Raw genomic sequence first — 17877 nt, forward strand, 5'->3', positions numbered from 1 at the left:
CGGCCGCTGAGTTCAATGTAGAGCGTCTACTTCTGAACTGGCTCATCGTCCGCTTCGAGGCCTTATGCTGCCGCTGACTTGGCTTGCCAGTTGTACGGAGCAGTTCGTCGACGCGACTGTTCAGATGCTTGGGCATCTGCTGACGAGATGCTCCGCAAACAGTTGATTGATCCGCTGCCGGATCTTTGGATCCGGTTCGTCGTCGATGGACAGGATCTTCTGCACGACGCGGTCGATGAACCGAGGTCGCCACCCGCTTAGACAAGCCAGGCGCCGAGCCAGTGGGCAGCAGCTCGGAGGCGCTCGCGGATCATGCGCACCGGGAACACGCACCAGGCCTCAGGTGGGCAAGACGCACAGCACTCGACCTTCGCAATGACGGCTGCAGCGAATGACGTTGGCGATGCGCCCTCCTCGCCTCGCTCGTCCCTTGTCGCGGCTCCTCGGCCAGGGCCATGGAATCTATACGAAATCAGTTGTCGCGAAATCGTTGGCGACATGGACACCGTCATCCTCGCGGCACACCAGCCCACGCAGTTCGAAGTCGCGCATGGTCTTGTTGACCACCTCGCGCGACAACCCCGAGTACGAGGCAATCACCGACTGCGTGATTCGCTTGTCATAGCCTCCTTGGCCTGCAGGTGCGAGCCGCGTCAGTTGCTGCAGCACACGCAGTGCCAAGTCCTCCGCCGGAAGCACCGAGACGCGATGGAATTGGCCGCGCAAGGTGCTCATACGCTTCATCGCGAGCCCCAGCAGACCAAGTGCGACTACGTCAAAGCTGTCACGGCAGATTGACTGCCGTGAGGGAGTTCCATGATGCGAGTGGGTGTCGCGCGCCTAGGCGCAGTTCATGAATCGCGAGAATTCTCGATGCCCGAATCGGACTGCTCCACCCTGGCGACAGCGATGGTCTTGACGCGCTGGCCATCGACATCGAGTACTCGAAACTCGAAATCCCTGTGCAAAGCGCTTCACCCGTGCGCGGCATGTGTCCGAGCCTGCTGAGCAGCAGACCTGCCAGGGATGTGTAGCTGCCGTCATCGCTCAGAAGGCCATCCGTCTCAAGGGTCTGCTCCAACTGGTGTAGGTCAGCGGTGCCGGCAACCGTCCAACGGCCCTCGCCTGAACTCTGGATCTCCAGTGTTTCGTCTTCGTCTGGAAATTCCCCAGCGATGGCCTCCAACACGTCGATCGGCGTCACCACACCCTGCAGCACCCCGTATTCATCGTTGACCAGCGCGAGTTGACCGCGTGCATGTCTCAGGGTATCGATCAGATTGATAGCGCTCGTGGACGCCGGCACGTAGATGGGCGACCGCAGATCCCGCGTGTCGTCGATCGACCCGCAGTGCATCAGATTGCCAAGCAGATCTTTTGCGCGTGCAACACCGATCACGTTGTCGAGGGAGCCGCGGCAGACCGGGATCCGCATCCCCTAGGGTCGGAGATTGGCGGAGCCCAACACTCTTCACCGCACCTCGGTCCTGCTCGGAAGATGGGCAAAGGCATCAGAGTCCTCCAGCAAGCCACCACCGAGCGCCTTGAAAAGCGCAACCGCGTTGCCGATCGCTTCTCGCCGAAGGTTGAGGAGAAGTTGACGCGCAGCATAGAGTTGCCGTTGCGAATCGAGCAGTTCAAGCCGCCCCTCCACGCCGGCGCGATAGCGTTCGCCAGAGTGCGCCAAACGAGACTCGGCGCTGGCAACGACGCGTTGCTGTGCATTGATTTGCCGGCCAAAGGTTGCGCTTCCAGTCAGTCCGTCCGCGACTTCTCGAAAGGCCGTTTGGATCGTCCGCTCGTACTCTGCCACCGCCATGGACTTGCGCACTTCCGCCAGGCGAAGCTCAGCTTTCAGACGTCCTCCTTGGAACAGCGGCTGGACGACCTGTGGAGCGAAGCGCCATGTCCGCTGACCGGCATCGAACAGGCCGCTCAAGGAAGAGCTTGCGTAGCCCAACGACGCCGTCAGGGAAAGCCGCGGGAAGAAGGCCGCGCGCGCAGCGCCGATGTCGGCGTTGGCGGACACCAGCGCCTGTTCGGCCTGAAGGATGTCGGGACGGCGCAGCAGGAGGTCCGAAGGCAACCCGGCGGGCAGTTGCATGAGTACGGTTTGATCGTCGAGCGCCGAGGGCGGCGGCAGATCAGCAGGAAGCTCGGTGCCGATCAACAAGATCAAGGCGTTGCGCGCGTGTGCCACTGCGCGATGGCGCGCTTCCAGATCGGCTTCGGCCGTGGCGACCTGCCCCTCGGCCTGCGCTACTTCCAGGCCGCTGGTCTGTTCAGCCTGCTTGAGGCGATAAGTCAATTCCAGTGATTGCCGCCAATCAGTCAGCGTGTACTTGGCCAACTCCAACTGGGCGTTCGCCAGCAACTCGGCACAGTAGGCGTCGGCCACGGCTCCGATCAGCGAGATGTGGGCAGCGAGCCGCCCTTGCTCGCTTGCCAGATACCGGGCAAATGCTGCATCCGATTGCGCCCGCGCTCGCCCAAAAAGGTCGATCTCGAAAGCGGTCATCCCAAGCCCTATGCTGTATTGATCTTGCACAATGGACGGCATGGTCCCTGCACCGTTCGTGGCGACGGATGTGCGTTCACGACTCGCACTGCCGCTCAGATCAGCGCTGGGAAAGCGTGTGGCGCGTTGGATATTGAATTGAGCTTGAACCGCGTCGACGTTGAGCGTTGCCACGCGCAGATCGCGATTGTTGCGAAGTGCCAGCTCGATCAATTGCCGCAGCCGCGCATCGCCGTACATGGCGCGCCACCCAAGGTCGGCAGCGGTCCTCCCGATTCCAGGTGCAGCCAAGCCAGGCAGTTCGTTCGGAAACTTCGATGCCACCGGCAGGGGCGGTTTGACCAGGGGCGGAGTCAACGAGCATGCCGACAGGGCTGCGGCCAGTGCCAAGGGAAACATCAGCAATCGCATCTTCATTCTTTCGAAGGGGCTTGTCTGGTCGCGCTGGGCCGATGGGCCTGGCGCCATTGCCCGATGCGTTCCTGCAGCCCCATCACGAAGACGAAAAAGGCGGGCACGAAGAACACGGCCAGCAAGGTCGCGCTGACCATTCCGCCGAAGACGCCCGTGCCGATGGCGTGCTGGGTCTCGGCGCTTGCCCCCGTAGCGATCATCAAGGGCACCACGCCCAGCGCGAAGGCCAACGAAGTCATCAAGATCGGGCGCAAGCGCAAGCGTGCTGCGAGCACTGCAGACTCGATCAATCCCTTGCCTTGTTCTCGCAACTGTTTGGCGAACTCCACGATCAGGATCGCGTTCTTTGCCGACAGCCCGATGACGGTGATCAGGCCGACCTTGAAGAAGACGTCGTTGGGCAGACCGCGCAGCAGCACTGCAGCGACCGCACCGATCAGGCCGAGCGGGACCACCAGCATCACCGACAGCGGGATCGACCAGCTTTCGTAAAGTGCGCACAGCACCAGAAAGATTACGAGCATCGACAGGGCCATCAGCATAGGCGCCTGCGCCGCCGAATGACGCTCCTGCAGCGACTGGCCCGACCATTCCACGGCAAAGCCCTTGGGCAGTTGAGCGGCCAGGCGCTCCATCTCATTCATGGCCTCCCCGCTGGAGACCCCTGCTGCGGCGCTGCCCGAAATGCGTGCCGCGGGATAGCCCGAGTAGCGCACCATCTGGAGCGGCATTTCTTTCCATGCCGGCACGATCACCTCATGCAGCGGCACCATGCTCCCCGAAGAATTGCGCACGGAGAGCTTGAGCACATCGTTGATCTGCATGCGCGACGCCGCATCGGCCTGGATGATGACCTGTTGCATGCGCCCCTTATTGGGAAAGTCGTTCACATAGAGCGAGCCCAGGGCGGCCGTCAGCGTGCCGCTGATGTCGCCGAACGAAACCCCCATTGCCTGCGCCTTCTGGCGATCGATGTCCAAGCGGATGCTGCTGCCCGATGGAAGACCGTCCCGGTAGACGTCCTTGACCCGTTTGCTTTGCGATGCGAGGTCCAGAAGCTGGGTTTCGGCGGCCTGGAGCGCAGCTTCGCCAAGGCCTGCACGGTCCTGGAGGCGAAGGCTGAAGCCAGAGGAGGTGCCCAATTCTTCGATGGCGGGTGGAAGCATGCTCATGACGGTACCTTCCCGCGCCCCTGACATGGCGTGCTGAGCCCGCTGCATCTCGTCTTGCACCGTTGCGTCGCCACGCTTGCCCCAATCCTTGAGGTTGGTAAAGGCCATTGCTGCGTTCGGTCCGGAGCCCGAGAAGCCGAAGCCCAGGAGCAAGGTGTTGCCAACGATGGCCGTCCTGGTCAGCAGATACTTTTCATAATCCTTGAGCACGTCCAGCGTCCGTTCTGCGGTCGCCTCGGACGGCAGTTGGAAGGAGGTGATGAAATAGCCTTGGTCCTCGTCCGGCAGGAACGAAGAGGGCAACTGTTTGAACGACAGCCCCAGCACCGCAAGCAGCGCCAGAAAAACCAGCATCACCGCACCCGCGGACCGGACCAGCTTCGCGACCCTTCGCTCGTAGCCTTGCGTCATCTTTTCAAAGCGACGGTTGAACCAGCCAAAGAACCCACGCTTGTCGTGATGTCCAGGATCAATAGGCTTGAGCAGCGTGGCGCACAGGGCCGGCGTCAGGCTCAACGCGAGAAAGGCGGAGAACAGGATGGACACTGCCATCGACAGGGCGAACTGCTGGTAGATCACCCCCACGGAGCCGCTGGTGAACGCCATCGGAATGAACACGGCCGTCAGCACAAGCGTGACGCCGATCACAGCACCGGTGATCTCCTTCATCGCCTTGGATGTGGCCTCTTTGGGGGAGAGGCCTTCGCTGGCCATGAGGCGCTCGACGTTCTCCACAACGACGATGGCATCATCGACGATGATGCCGATGGCCAGGACCATGCCGAACATGGTCAGCACGTTGACCGAGAAGCCGGCGACTGCCATCACGGCGAAAGTTCCCAGCAGCGCAATCGGCGCAACGATTGCCGGAATCAGCGTGTAGCGGATGTTCTGCAGGAACAGGTACATCACCAGGAACACCAGCACCATGGCCTCGATCAAGGTGTGGATGACCTTTTCGATGGAGATCTTGACGAAGGGCGCATTGTTGAACGGCACCGAGTACTGCATGCCGACCGGCAGCGAGTCGCTCAGTTGGGACAATCGGGCCTGCACGGCCTCGGCCGTCTTGACCGCGTTCGCGCCCGGGGACAGTTGCACCGCTGCGCCGGCGGAGACGTGGCCGTCCTGGCGGACGGCGAAGCCATACGACTGGGCGCCCAGTTCCACGCGCGCCACATCCCCGATGACTACCTTGGAGCCATCCGGATTAGCGCGCAGCACGATCGCGGCGAATTGCTCGGGTGTCTCCAGTTGTCCTTGCACCGTCAGCGGAACGGTCACCCGTTGGCCCGGGACCGTCGGCGAATCGCCGACCCGGCCAGGCGCAATCTGGGCATTCTGCTGTGCGACTGCGGCAGACAGGTCATTCATCGAGAGGCCGTATGAGACCAGCTTTGCGGGGTCGACCCACAGGCGCATCGCCTGTTCAGCGCCGAAGAGCTGCACGCGCCCAACCCCTTCGATCCGGCGCAATTCCTCGACCACGTGGCGCGCCATGTAGTCGCTCAACGAGAGTCCATCGTGGCGTCCGTCGGTGGAGTTCAGGCTCGCAATCAGCAGGAAACTTGAGGAAGCCGACTCGACCGTCAGGCCGTTCTGACGCACTGTCTGGGGCAGTCGTGGCTCTACCGCCTTGATCCGATTCTGGACATCGACTTGCGCCAGTTCCGGGTTCGTGCCCGGTTTGAAAGTGGCAGTGATGGCAGCCGAGCCAGTGGCGTCCACGGTCGATTCGAAGTACAGCAAGCTCTTGACGCTGGAAAGCTCGCGCTCGATGAGACTGATCACCGAGTCGTTCATCGTTTGGGGCGTAGCACCTGGATAGCTGGCAGAGATGCTGACGGTCGGCGGTGCAACCGACGGGTAACGGGCGATCGGCAGTTGTGGGATGGCGATCAGGCCCAGAAGCACGATAAATATGGCGACCACCCACGCGAGCACGGGGCGCTTGATGAAAAATTGTGGCACAACGGAATTCTTTTGTTGAGTCAGCGCACGGCCAGGTTGGCCGATGCAGGGGGCGACCACGCGCGGATGGCAACGTCCGCGCCTTCGGCCAGGCGCTCGCGGCCTTCAACAACCACCCTTTGGCCCGCAGCCAGGCCGCGGCGGATGATGTACTGGCCCTGGAACAGTTCGCCGAGCTCGATGTGGACCGATCGGGCTTTGTTGTGCCCGTCGACGACCCAGACCTGCGCCTTCCCGTCCGCACGCGCCACGGCCTGCTGCGGTACCAAAAGCGCGTCGGAGTAGGTGACACGCGGAACTCTCGCGCGAACGAACATGCCAGGAAGCAACTGCCGCTGCGGGTTGTCCGCCAGGATGCGCACCAGCACCTCGCCGGTGCCGGCATCCACATTGATCCCGGAAAATAGGATGCGCCCGGTCATCGCGTAGGGCTCGCCGCTGGTGCGCAGCAGAGTCGCGGGCAGACCCTCCACGCCGCTCGCGCCGCTCTTCTTGGACGACAGCTCATCGCGCAGGCCATCGAGCGCCGAAGCCGATTGGCGTACATCGATGTAGACCCGGTCGATCTGCTGGATCCGGGCCATGGGACTGCTGTCGTTCGGCGTCACCAGCGCCCCCTCGGTGACTTGCGCCTGATCGATCCTGCCGGCGATGGGTGCGTCCACGGTGGCGAACTTCAGCTCGAGCCGACGACGAGAAAGCGTTGCGCGAGCCTGTGCCACCTCGGCAGCCGCCTGGTCGCGCTGTGACGCGGCATCGTCGAAGACCTGGCGGCTGATCGCTTCTGTTTCCAGTAGAGGTGCCAGCCGCGACGCATGCACCCGAGCTCGCGCGTGGGCCGCTTCGGCGCGCTGCAAAGCCGCTGCTGCCAAGTCGACGTCCGCTTGGAGCGGTGCCGTGTTGATCTGGAAGAGCGCCTGCCCCGCGCGAATTTCCGCGCCTTGTTCGAAAAGCCGTCTTTGGATGATGCCTCCGACCTGTGGCCGGATCTCCGCCGTGCGAACGGCCGCGACCCGTCCTGGCAGATCGTCGGCAATCATCACAGCAGCGGGCCGCAGGGTTAGCACCGAGGCCTGGGCAGGCGGGGCCGCCGTCAACGGCACCTGCTTGCTGCACGCCGCGAGCAGCACGGTCGCGGTGACCATCCCGGTGATACCGCAGATGCACCACAACTTCTTCGAATTCATACCGGCAAACCCTCGAGTGTTCTCAACGGGCAACGCGCCCATCGTCAAGGAGCGCAGTGTCGGCAAAGAGCATCCACATTCAGTCGCCGAGTTATCAAGTTTCGATCAAGATAAGCGGACGGTTCCCGAGGGCCCCTTCCCTTCCATGTGTCGGCACAGTCTTCCTGCCGCGGTGCGTGGGAGCGCCGCGAAGGTCGACGGCGACGTCGGCGATACAGTGCCGCACCGCCAGACACCGTGACGAGCATTGGTATCTCGCGGGCGGCGGTGCAGTTCATTGCGCACCCATTTATCGGGAAACCATCCGTGCTCGGACCATCGGCGTGGTGCGACATGCCGCGTCTCCATCGATTCCACACAGACGCTTGATGGCCAGTTGACGTTCGACGCGCAGACTGCCTGCAATCCGTTTCGATGCGTCCTACCGGGATGCCGACTCCTTCCAGGGCAGTCGAGACGGTGACCGCCTTCGCGGCGCGACGACGGCCCTGACGGCCCGACCGCGACGCCTTTTCAAGATTGATGGAGTCTCTTCCAATGAATTCACAGCTTCTCGCCGACGAGGCGAAATACTGTTCCTTCGGCGACACGGTTCACTACGTGAACCCGCCCAAGATCTTCTCCGGCTGCGATGGCAGCTACATGTACGACGCCGAGGGCACGCCCTACCTCGATCTGCAGATGTGGTATTCGGCCGTGAACTTCGGCTACAAGAACAAGCGCCTCGAAGAGGTCATGAAGCGCCAGCTCGAGACGCTGCCGCAGGTGGCCAGCCAGTACCTTCATCCCACCAAGATCGAACTGGCCAAGTGGATCGCACAGGACGCCGAGAAGAAGTGGGGCCGCGCTGGCCGTGTGCACTTCAATGTAGGCGGCGCGCAGGCCATCGAGGACTCGCTCAAGGTGGTGCGCAACGCCAGCGGCGGCAAGAGCCTGATGTTCGCCTTCGAAGGCGGCTATCACGGTCGCACGCTGGGTGCCTCGAGCATCACTTCGAGCTACCGTTATCGCCGCCGGTTCGGCCACTTCGGCGACCGCGCGCAGTTCATCCCCTTTCCATATCCGTTTCGCCGCCCCAAGGGCATGACGGCCGAGGAGTACTCGGATTCCATCGTGCGCGAGTTCGCACGCAAGTTCGAGAACGAATATCACGCGGTGTGGGATCCGAAAACCGGCCAATGCGAATATGCAGCCTTCTACGTCGAACCCATCCAGGGCACAGGCGGCTATGTCGTGCCGCCACCGAACTTCTACAAAGGCCTCAAGAAGGTGCTCGATGAGCACGGCATCTTGATGGTGGTCGACGAAATCCAGATGGGTTTCTGGCGCACCGGCAAGCTATGGGCCATCGAGAACTTCGGCGTGCAGCCCGACGTGCTGGTGTTCGCCAAGGCGCTGACCAATGGCCTGAATGCCCTCAGTGGCCTGTGGGCCCGTGAGGAACTGATCAACCCGCAGGTGTTTCCACCGGGTTCGACGCACTCGACTTTCGCCGCCAACCCGCTGGGCACGGCACTCGGCCTCGAGGTGCTGCGCATGACGGCGGAGATCGACTATGGCAAGCAGGTCTGCGACAGCGGCGCCTACTTCCTTGAGGGCCTGAAGGAACTGCAGAAGCGACACAAGGAGATTGGCGACGTGGACGGCATGGGCCTGGCGCTGCGCGCCGAGATATGCACCGAAGACGGCTTCACGCCCAACCGAGCGCTGCTCGACAGGATGGTCGACATCGGCTTGGCGGGAGACCTTGAATACAACGGCCGCAAGATGGGCCTGGTGCTCGATGTGGGCGGCTACTACAAGAATGTGATCACCTTCGCGCCCTCGCTCGAGATCTCGCGCGCCGAGATCGATCAGGCCATGGTGCTGCTCGATCAACTGATCGCCCGGGCCAAGCGCAGCTGACATCTGGCGGTGTACTTTTTTCACCAGCTTGAGCCGGATGCGCTGGTCGACGCCTTCGTCGCCCATCCGCCCGAGGGATTCGCGTTGCTCGAGGGCGGACCGCGACCGACCGCCGAAGCAAGGCGCGCCGCGCCTGTGTTCGCGGCGCCGTTCGACCTTCTGACCACGGCCGACGCCGCGCTGAGGCGGCGCACAGAATCGCTGCCGCTTTCTCGTTACTGGTTGCCCCATCTGCGCGTACGTACAGCATTTGTCGGCAGCACTGCGTCGGAATATCTGCTCGCGCCACGCGACAGGCTTCCCGCGGAGTGGGTCGCAGCGTTGCTGCAGCGCTGGGGCCGGCGGTTCCGACTGATGGTCTTCAAAGACCTTCCTTCCGAATCGCCGTTGCTCGATGCTGCGGGCAACGCCAGGGCCGCGGCTCTGATGCATGCCTGCCTGGAGGCCGATTGCGTGCTGGTCGAAGGTCAGGCCCTGGCCTACGTGCCCATCGATTTCCCCGATATCGCTAGCTACATGAAGCGTCTTTCGACGAGTCGAAGGAAGAACCTGCGGCGAAAGCTGCGCAGCCTTGCCCAACTCGAGGTTCGGCGGATTGCGACGGGCAGCGAGCACTTCGAGGCGCCAGCGACCGCGGACGCCTACTATGCGTTGTACGAAGCCGTCTATGCGCAGAGCGAACTGCATTTCGATCGCCTCACACCCTCCTTTCTCTCGCATCTCCTGCGCGATGCATCGGCCGGCGGCGTGGTGTTCGAGTACCGCCGCGCGGGACAGTTGATCGGCTGGAACCTGTGCTTCGAAGCCGGCAACAAGCTGGTGGACAAGTACATCGGGCTGAGCTATCCGCAAGCGCGTGAATGCAACCTGTATTTCGTGAGCTGGGTGCTGAATCTGGAATACGCGATTGAGCGGGGTCTCACGCACTACGTCGCGGGTTGGACGGATCCCGAAGTCAAGGCAGACCTGGGCGCGAGCTTTACCTTCACCCGGCACGCTGTTTACGTGCGCAATCCACTGCTGCGCCTGCTGGCGCGGCGCTTCGCTCGCCGCTTCGAGCGCGACCGCGCCTGGCGCCGATCGGAGTCTGCTGCATGAGCGCTCTCCCCGTCGTCCTGGACCTGGACGGATCGGTTGGCTCGTTGGCGAGCGAGTACCGCTTCGCGATGAGAGACCAGCAGGAAGCGCTGCGCTTCGGCTGCAGCCTCGGGCGCATGCGCGCGCTGGAACGACAGCTCAATACCTGGTTGCCGCCTCCCGCGCTACATGGACCGGTGTTCATGGGCAGCGGAGACTTCCATCACCTGAGTTGGCTGCTGGTGGCGCGCTGCATCCGCGCGCAAGGATCGACCCGAGGCCGGCTGCGCGTGGTCGTGCTGGACAACCATCCCGACAACATGCGCTTTCCTTTCGGCGTGCATTGCGGCTCGTGGGTACGCCGTGTCGCACAGCTGCCGGAGGTCGAGCATGTGCTCGTGGCAGGCATCACCTCCGGCGACATTGGCTGGCGCCACAGCTGGGAGAACCAACTTTCGCCCCTGCGCGCAGGCAAGTTGAGCTACTGGAGCTTCGGTGTGGAAACCGGCTGGGCCCGTTGGCTTGGCGTGGCGTCGGCATTCCGAAATTTCCCGAGCGCGCAGGCGCTCGCGGACGCGCTGTCCGAGCACCTGCATCGGCAACGCAGACCCACCTACTTGTCGATCGACAAAGACGTGTTCGCGCCCAGCGTAGTGCGCACCAATTGGGACCAGGGTCTCCTGCTGGAGACGCAGTCGACGCAGGTCATCGATGCCCTGCAAGGACAGCTCGTCGGCAGCGACGTCACCGGCGAGGTCTCCGCTTATCGGTACCGGAGCGCCTGGAAGCGATGGCTCAGCGCAGGTGACGGGCAGGACATGGACATCGCACGCGAACAACTGACACGCTGGCAGACCAAGCAGCACCTTCTCAACCTGCGCTTGCTGGCCCGCCTGGGGCGGGCGCGCTCGAATCACGACCTTACCCATTGATGAACGTTGAATCCAATTCCCGCCGCAACCTGCTCGACACACTCGTCGAAAAGCTGTTGCACCGAGCCCTCGAGCCACTGGTCTGGCGCGGCACCTTGACGGTGGTCCTGCCGGATGAAAAGAAGCTGACATTCGGCGATGACGGCCTGCCGCGCGCACAGATCCGCTTTACAGATCGTCGAGCACCGCTGTCGCTTCTGCTAGACCCCGATCTGCAGCTTGGCGAGTTGTTCGTGCAAGGACGGCTGCAGGTCGAACGGGGCACGATCTACGATGTGCTGGAGTTGCTGTTGCGGGACGCACACGACCTGAAACCGCGCTGGTTCATCCGCGTGCTCGATCAATGGCGCATGTGCTTGCGTCCCCTGCTGGAGCGCAACCGGCACCGCCGGGCGCGCGCCAACGTGGCGCATCACTACGACTTGGACGACCGGCTCTACAGCCTGTTCCTGGGCGCGGATCGGCAGTACTCGTGCGCTTACTTTCAGACCGGCGGGGAAAGTCTGGAAGTCGCGCAACTCGCCAAGATGCGACATATCGCCGCCAAGCTGCTGGTGGGTCCGCAACACCGGGTCCTCGATATTGGATGCGGTTGGGGCGGCCTGACGCGCTACCTGGTCGAGGTCGGTGGCGCCCTGCACGTGACTGGCACCACGCTGTCGTGCGAGCAGTTGGCCGGAGCCAAGCGCCTGGCCGCCAAGTCACGCCGGGCAGGCGCACTGGCCTACCGGCTCGAGGACTATCGCGACACGGTCGGCACCTTTGATCGGATCGTCTCCGTGGGCATGTTCGAACACGTGGGTCGAAGCAACCATCACACATTCTTTCGCAAGTGCCACGAGTTGCTGGCGGAGGACGGCGTCATGCTCCTGCATTTCATCGGCAACTCGGATGTACCGGACTTCAACAATCCGTGGATCGAGAAATACATCTTCCCGGGCGGCAGTCTGCCTTCGCTTTCGGAATGCATGCCGGCCATCGAACGCGCCGGTCTGGTGGTGACCGATATCGAGGTCCTGCGGCTGCACTATGCCCAGACGCTTCGGTTCTGGCGCGAACGCTTCCTGGCTCGGCGTGACGAGGCGCGCGAACTGTATGACGAGCGTTTTTGCAGAATCTGGGAGTTCTACCTCTCGATGTCGGAGGCGGCATTCCATCATCAACAGATCGCTGTCTTCCAGATCCAGCTTGCGCGCCGTCAAGACGCGGTGCCGCTGACGCGCGACTACATCGATGCGCGCAAGGACCTGCTCTGGGCGCACGAGACCCAGTCGCTCGACTATGGCGACCTGGCCGCCGCATCGGCGGCCTAGGCGGCCGATGCGCAGTACTCGGTCAGCGTGTCGCACAGCATTGCGAACCGTCTATCGTCAAGCCATGGACTGTTGCTGATGGACAGCAGACGAGCGGCCAGGTCGCGCGCGTGAGGCAAGGCGAGAGGCGGCAACGCGCTTGCAAGGCCCGGATAGTCAGGCAGCGCGCGCGCAAACGGCAGGCTCAGGCCGCAACCGTTCCCCCAGGCCGCGCGCAGCACGCCGTCGCGGTGCACTTGCGCAGGCAACCGAACCAGCAAGATCGGCCACACACCTTCCGCACCCGGGACTGCATCGCTGTCCCCAAGCACTTGTACGCCCGGAATTCGAGAGAGTCGGTCGCAGCGCCAACGCGCTTGCTCCGTGCATTGCGCCAGGAACTCGGGTAGTCGTGCCAGTGCTCGAACAGCCACCGCCTGACGCCAGCGCCCCACTCGATGCAAGGGGATGGTGGGGCCATGAATGTCGCCTGCTGCGCCGAGCCAGTCGACACGACGCAAAGCCCGTCGAAGCGGTAGTCCATAGACCCAGCGCAGAGCCACCGGCCTGTAGCACAACGCATAGCCAAGCAGTTCCAGCGACCGCCGAAATTCCCAGCCAGCGCGACGCGGCACCCTGTCTGCGCTCGCCTGTGCGCAAGCGCGTCGCAGCGCAGGGTCCCGCACCACCAGGGCACCGCCTTCGAACATGCTCAGCCCCTTGCCGACGGCCAGGCTGAAAAAACCGATATCGCCCCGGGTGCCGACGCTGCGACCTCCTGCCCGCGCACCGAGTGCCTGGGCAGCGTCCTCGATGGTCCACGCACCGACGCGGCGGGCGCAGTGCAGTGCGGTCGCCACGTCCGCGACCCGGCCGCCAAGGTGGGTCGGCAGCACGGCGAGAGTCTGTGCATTGCACAGGCGCTGCAGCGCTGCCGGATCCAGGTCAAGCGTGCCCGCCCTCACGTCGCAGACACGCAGCTTGAGACCGCAGTGCATGACCGCGAGCGCGACCAGCGGGCAGGTGTAGCCCGGCACCACCACCTCGTCGCGTTCGGGCGCAAGACGTTGCAGCGCTGTCAGCGCTACCACCAGCGCGGCGGTACCCGAGCATTCGATCTGCACGGCTTCCACATCCAGGAAGCGCGCGAGCGCTGCACCGAGATCCGCGTCGGCGTCCCCGACTGGCCAGCCCAGGTCCGCGCGGTGCAGCGGAAGTCCGGCGGTGGGCGGGACCTCCCCGAAGCGCTCAAGGTATCTGGGCATCGCAGCGCCGGCGCGCATCAGCCGCTACCGGCGCGCCATCCCCTTTCTCACCAAACGCCAGGCAAATGATCCCCGCAAGGATGATGAGGGCGCCCACGATCTGCGGCCAGCCGATGCGCTCGCCCAACAGCGCGTGTGACAGGATCAGTACGGAGATCACTTCCAGGTGCGAGGCGGCGAATGCCGGCCCGATCGGTGCGTGCCGAAGCAAACGCATCCACGTGAAGAAGGCACCGACATAACCTGCAAAAGCGCCGTAAATCCACGGTTGGCCGAACACCCTTGTCAGCCATGCCGAATCGAACTCAAGCGGCAACGCCTGCTCGCCGGCCATCTTGAAGCTCAGCTGCGCCAGCGTATCGAAGGCCACGAGCATCAGGAAGCCCCCGGCATAGAAACGGCGGGTCCCGGTCATCCTTGCAAACCCACCACGGCCACACCGATGGAAATCAGGAGCATGCCGGCAACGCGCAGGGGCGAGAGCTTCTCTGCGAAGAAATACCGCCCGGCAAGCATGACCGCGACGATGTTGATCGACCCCAGCAGCACGCCTTGCGACAAGGGCACCAGGGAGATGAATGCCAGCCACAGCACGAACTCGGCCACGTAGCAGCCCAATCCGATCCAGAGCCAAGGACGGCGCGCCATCCAGATCCAGCGCGCCAGGCCATCGCAGTCATCCGGGCATCGTGCGGCGGCCTTGAAGGCCAGTTGGCCGCCGCTGTCCACGAGCACGTTCATTGTCCATAGCGAGAGGACCAGCGGCGTGACGGCCGCGTTCATGCCGCGAGCGAGCCGGCACCGGCGCGGTTGGTCGCATCGCTCGGCCGTGCCGAGCAAGAATTCACGCGATGCGCATTGGCCGCGATGCGCCTGGCGAAATCCACCGCGTGTGCCGTGACTGTCCGGCGTTCGCGATCGACGGTGATCATGTGATAGCAGTCGTGCAGCAACACCAGTTCGACGGGAGCGCGGACCTTGCGCAAGATCAGCCTGGCATTCGCCACGCTGGAGACATCGTCCTGGCTGGAATGCATCAGCAGGCAGGGCGCGCGCACGCGTCCCAACCGTCGCCGCACGTGTACCGACAGCGCCTTCATCTCGATGATGGCGTACCAGGGATTCCCCGGCAGGCCGGCAGCGGCGCTGTCGCCCTGCTGCATCTGTTCGACGATGCGCCTGCGCACCGCTTCATCCTTGATACCGTAGGGTGGTTGTTCCATGAACACCTGGCTGCGTCCGATGCCGAGCGCCCGGAACGCCGGCAACAGGAACGAAAGCCGTGTGTAGCGCGGAATGCTCCAGCCGTCGTGCCAGAACATGGTGGACAAGGCCCCGATTCCATCGATCAGCTCCGGTCGCGTGATGGCCAGTTCCAGCGCAAGCACTGCACCCATCGACAGTCCGACCACCACCACCCGATCCGTTCGACAGCGCAGCCGCTCCGCACCGGCGTGCACGCTCGCAGCCCAATCCTGCCAGCGCGTGCGCACCAGGTCTTCCTGCGTGCCGCAATGACCTGCCAACTGAACGCCGTAGACGGTGAAGCCCGCGCGGTGCAGGCCTTTGCCGAGCAAGCGCATCTCGTTGGGGGTTCCTGTGAGACCGTGCACCAGCAGGATGCCGGTGCGGGCATGCTCGCCGTGGCCTTCGTGCAGGAATTCATGCCGGGTCACACACACTGGCGAGGAACTCCAATGACCTTCCGGAACTTCCATTTCGTCGTTCATGCGAGGCAATCCTTGCGTGCCGTGATTTCCAGCATCAGATCCAGTGCGTCGCGAAAGTTGTCAAAGGCCGCGTGCGCGATGCGCCGGCTTCGGCAGTGCCCGATCAGCCGGTCCTTCGCCAGCACGAAGTCGGCCTTGCCCGAGACACAAAAATCGGAGCTGCCATCGCCGACGAAAAGGACCTTGCCATGCACTTTGCGCTGCGTGGCCAGGTTGGCGCATTTGCAATTGCCGCTGGCGCGCTCGCAGTTGGCTCTCGCGTGCGGTGTGTACAGCCGCCAGCCGCGTTCGGTGATTTGGATCAACTGATTCGCGACGACCGGCAGATCGCCCAGATCGTGTGCCTGGAGAATTCGCTTGATGGCGAGATCCAGGCCGTCGCTGACCACTTGCACGGTGATGCCTCTCAGTCGAGCTGCGGCGACAAAGGCCCTGAAATGACGGTCGATGGGCATCCGATCGAGGTGGGAGTCGAATTCGTGCGCACTCATGTCCAGTAGCGACACTTGCCCGCTCATGCATTCGCGCGAGCCGATCTGGCCGCTCTCCCATGCTTTTTCGAGCGCGTGCCAGCCACGACCGCCAAAGCGCTGCAGCAGGCTGTCCGTGACATCCTCGACGCTGATCGTGCCATCGAAATCGCATTGGATGGTCCACCCGCTTGGCGTCGGGGCATGGGTCGTCGCTGCGGGCGCCGCGATCGAAAAAAAAGACTCACTCATAAAAGCTGACCCTCACGTTGCGACCGGGGCGCAGCCTCGAGGCGGCCTCCTGATCAAGTTCAAGAATGCAATCCACCACGCGCAGGCCCGTGCGCTGGGGCGTCTCGTCGTCGAGGCGACTCGGCCCGTAGGCGGCACTCAGGCGCAGCACGTGCGCGGCGAGCTGTGTTGGCTCGGAACTGCCATTGGCATCCCGCTCGAGCTGGACGGTGGCGCGCATGCCGGGTTTGACGCTCGCGACGTAGCTCTCGTTGAGCTCCGCGCGCACGATCAACGCGCGCTGCGGCAGGAGCACCATCAGAGGGGGAGCGCCCTGTGCAGCGACACGGGCGCCGATCTGGACATTGAGCTTGAGCACGATGGCGTCGTCAGGTGCCGTCACCGTGTGGCGTTGAACGGCCAGGCGCGCGAGGTCGATCTTCTGGCGCGCGATGGCGCTTTCCGCCTCCAGCACTCGCATTGCGACCTCGATGTCCCGCTGGGCCTGGAGCGCTTCCTCGGCACGCCGCGGATCGAGTGCTTGCGCACGGGCTGCCTCTTGCGTGCGGCGAACCAACTGGCGCGCGGCGGGCAGGCGCTCGGCCTGGCCATGCAGGCGCGCCTGCACCAGTTTCAATTCGGCTTGAGCGAGGCCGGCTTCCATGCGCGCTTGTTCGGAGCCAAGCTTCAGCAGCACCTGGCCGCGTTGCACCAGATCGCCCTCGCCCACGTTCAAGGTTTCGATCTCTCCGTTCAAAGGTGACACGATGTCGAGCAAGCCACCACGTACCTCAACCTTGCCACGCGCCATCGCCAGCAGTCGGGGCGAATCGGCCTGCGCGCTTGGGGCCACAACAGGGAGCGACTTGGGAGCAGGCCTGGAGCAGCCGCTCATGGCGATGGCCAGCAGCAAGACGCACGACAAGCGCCTGTGCGGCCGCTCGCAACGGACGAGATTCATCATTGAACTTTCTTGGTGATGGGCCGACGCACCGCGGCCTCGGGCCTCGCGTCGCCGCGGATCTTCCCGTCCTCCATCGTCAACACGCGATCGGCGTGATGCACGAGGCGCGGGTCGTGACTGACACACAGGACCGTGGTGCCGTGGACATGGGAGATTTCGTGCAAAAGGTCGATGACCTTCTGACCGTTGTTCGCATCCAGCGCGCTGGTCGGCTCATCGGCGAACAGCAGCTTGGGCTCCTTGGCCAATGCACGAGCAATCGCGACGCGCTGCTTTTCCCCGCCCGAAAGCTGCACCGGAAAGGCGTCGGCGCGGTGTGCCATGCCCACCTCCGACAGTGCCCGCATCGCACGTTCGGCTGATTGCCGGTCGCTGAGGCCCAGATAGCCAAGGGGCAGTTGCACCTGCTCGCGCGCAGTGAGTGCCGCGAAGAGATTGAATCCCTGGAACACGAAGCCGGTGTGTCGAAGACGGAAGCGCTCGAGCGCGCGCTTGTCCATCTGGCTCAAATCATCGCCAAGGGCCAGAACGCGTCCCGAGTCGGGCGCTTGCAGTCCGCTCAACAGCGACAGCAGCGTGCTCTTGCCGCAGCCCGACGGACCGGAGATCAGTGTGAGTTCGCCTTGCCGGACCTGAATGGACAGGTCGCGCAATACGTCGACGCGCACCTTCCCCGACAGAAAGGACTTGCTGAGCTGGTGGCCCTGCAGACTCGCGGGCGAGGACGCCCGGATGGGAGACACTGCCAT

General features: G+C 63.7%; 16 protein-coding genes. 4 read left to right on the top strand and 12 right to left on the bottom strand.

The window, feature by feature from the left end; genetic code table 11:
* Nucleotides 1–462: 462 nt before the first annotated feature.
* From J2W23_RS06485 to J2W23_RS06505, 5 genes are all read right to left on the bottom strand, one after another.
* Nucleotides 463–735, bottom strand: coding sequence for a helix-turn-helix domain-containing protein (locus J2W23_RS06485; RefSeq protein ID WP_307648129.1), 273 nt, complete (start codon nt 733–735; stop codon nt 463–465).
* A 49-nt stretch (nt 736–784) separates the two neighbouring features.
* Nucleotides 785–1399: a transporter associated domain-containing protein gene (locus J2W23_RS06490; RefSeq protein ID WP_307648130.1), complete on the bottom strand. Its 615-nt coding sequence runs from the start codon at nt 1397–1399 to the stop codon at nt 785–787.
* Between the two features lie 72 nt (nt 1400–1471).
* On the bottom strand, nt 1472–2929 hold the full coding sequence (locus tag J2W23_RS06495; RefSeq protein WP_176657651.1) for an efflux transporter outer membrane subunit: 1458 nt from the start codon (nt 2927–2929) through the stop codon (nt 1472–1474).
* Nucleotides 2930–2931: 2 nt separating this feature from the next.
* Nucleotides 2932–6075: an efflux RND transporter permease subunit gene (locus J2W23_RS06500; RefSeq protein ID WP_307648131.1), complete on the bottom strand. Its 3144-nt coding sequence runs from the start codon at nt 6073–6075 to the stop codon at nt 2932–2934.
* A 20-nt stretch (nt 6076–6095) separates the two neighbouring features.
* Complete coding sequence (locus J2W23_RS06505) at nt 6096–7262, bottom strand: efflux RND transporter periplasmic adaptor subunit (RefSeq protein WP_176656860.1); 1167 nt, start codon at nt 7260–7262, stop codon at nt 6096–6098.
* A gap of 537 nt (nt 7263–7799) precedes the next feature.
* Here J2W23_RS06505 and J2W23_RS06510 point away from each other — a divergent pair.
* From J2W23_RS06510 to J2W23_RS06525, 4 genes are read left to right on the top strand one after another with little or no spacing between them, the layout of a single operon-like run.
* Nucleotides 7800–9167, top strand: coding sequence for an aspartate aminotransferase family protein (locus tag J2W23_RS06510; RefSeq protein ID WP_176656859.1), 1368 nt, complete (start codon nt 7800–7802; stop codon nt 9165–9167).
* A gap of 9 nt (nt 9168–9176) precedes the next feature.
* The gene (locus J2W23_RS06515; protein WP_176656858.1) at nt 9177–10265 is read left to right on the top strand and encodes a GNAT family N-acetyltransferase; all 1089 of its coding nucleotides are present in this window, start codon (nt 9177–9179) and stop codon (nt 10263–10265) included.
* Entirely contained in the window at nt 10262–11176 is a 915-nt protein-coding gene (locus J2W23_RS06520; protein ID WP_176656857.1) for a hypothetical protein, read from the top strand. Before J2W23_RS06515 ends, J2W23_RS06520 begins: the two co-directional genes overlap by 4 nt.
* Entirely contained in the window at nt 11176–12489 is a 1314-nt protein-coding gene (locus J2W23_RS06525) for an SAM-dependent methyltransferase (RefSeq protein ID WP_218104360.1), read from the top strand. Before J2W23_RS06520 ends, J2W23_RS06525 begins: the two co-directional genes overlap by 1 nt.
* Here J2W23_RS06525 and J2W23_RS06530 read toward each other — a convergent pair.
* Genes J2W23_RS06530 through J2W23_RS06560 form a run of 7 tightly spaced genes read right to left on the bottom strand, consistent with a single transcriptional unit; the run spans nt 12486 to nt 17877 of the window.
* Nucleotides 12486–13733, bottom strand: a complete 1248-nt coding sequence (locus tag J2W23_RS06530; RefSeq protein WP_176656856.1) for a DegT/DnrJ/EryC1/StrS family aminotransferase — start codon at nt 13731–13733, stop codon at nt 12486–12488. The two genes, J2W23_RS06525 and J2W23_RS06530, sit on opposite strands and share 4 nt — an antisense overlap.
* Complete coding sequence (locus J2W23_RS06535) at nt 13717–14148, bottom strand: DMT family transporter (RefSeq protein WP_176656855.1); 432 nt, start codon at nt 14146–14148, stop codon at nt 13717–13719. Before J2W23_RS06535 ends, J2W23_RS06530 begins: the two co-directional genes overlap by 17 nt.
* Nucleotides 14145–14516 carry an EamA family transporter gene (locus J2W23_RS06540; protein ID WP_176656854.1) on the bottom strand — a complete coding sequence of 124 codons (372 nt, stop codon included), beginning with the start codon at nt 14514–14516 and terminating at the stop codon, nt 14145–14147. The genes J2W23_RS06535 and J2W23_RS06540 overlap by 4 nt, the downstream gene beginning before the upstream one ends.
* Nucleotides 14513–15463, bottom strand: a complete 951-nt coding sequence (locus J2W23_RS06545; protein WP_176656853.1) for an alpha/beta hydrolase — start codon at nt 15461–15463, stop codon at nt 14513–14515. Before J2W23_RS06545 ends, J2W23_RS06540 begins: the two co-directional genes overlap by 4 nt.
* Complete coding sequence (locus J2W23_RS06550) at nt 15460–16185, bottom strand: MtnX-like HAD-IB family phosphatase (protein ID WP_176656852.1); 726 nt, start codon at nt 16183–16185, stop codon at nt 15460–15462. Before J2W23_RS06550 ends, J2W23_RS06545 begins: the two co-directional genes overlap by 4 nt.
* A complete protein-coding gene (locus J2W23_RS06555) occupies nt 16178–17128 on the bottom strand; it encodes an HlyD family secretion protein (RefSeq protein WP_176656851.1) in 951 nt (316 codons plus the stop codon). The genes J2W23_RS06550 and J2W23_RS06555 overlap by 8 nt, the downstream gene beginning before the upstream one ends.
* Nucleotides 17125–17877 carry an ABC transporter ATP-binding protein gene (locus tag J2W23_RS06560; RefSeq protein WP_307648132.1) on the bottom strand — a complete coding sequence of 251 codons (753 nt, stop codon included), beginning with the start codon at nt 17875–17877 and terminating at the stop codon, nt 17125–17127. Before J2W23_RS06560 ends, J2W23_RS06555 begins: the two co-directional genes overlap by 4 nt.

Source organism: Variovorax boronicumulans, assembly GCF_030812215.1.
In the GTDB taxonomy this organism is placed as follows: domain Bacteria; phylum Pseudomonadota; class Gammaproteobacteria; order Burkholderiales; family Burkholderiaceae_C; genus Variovorax; species Variovorax boronicumulans_C.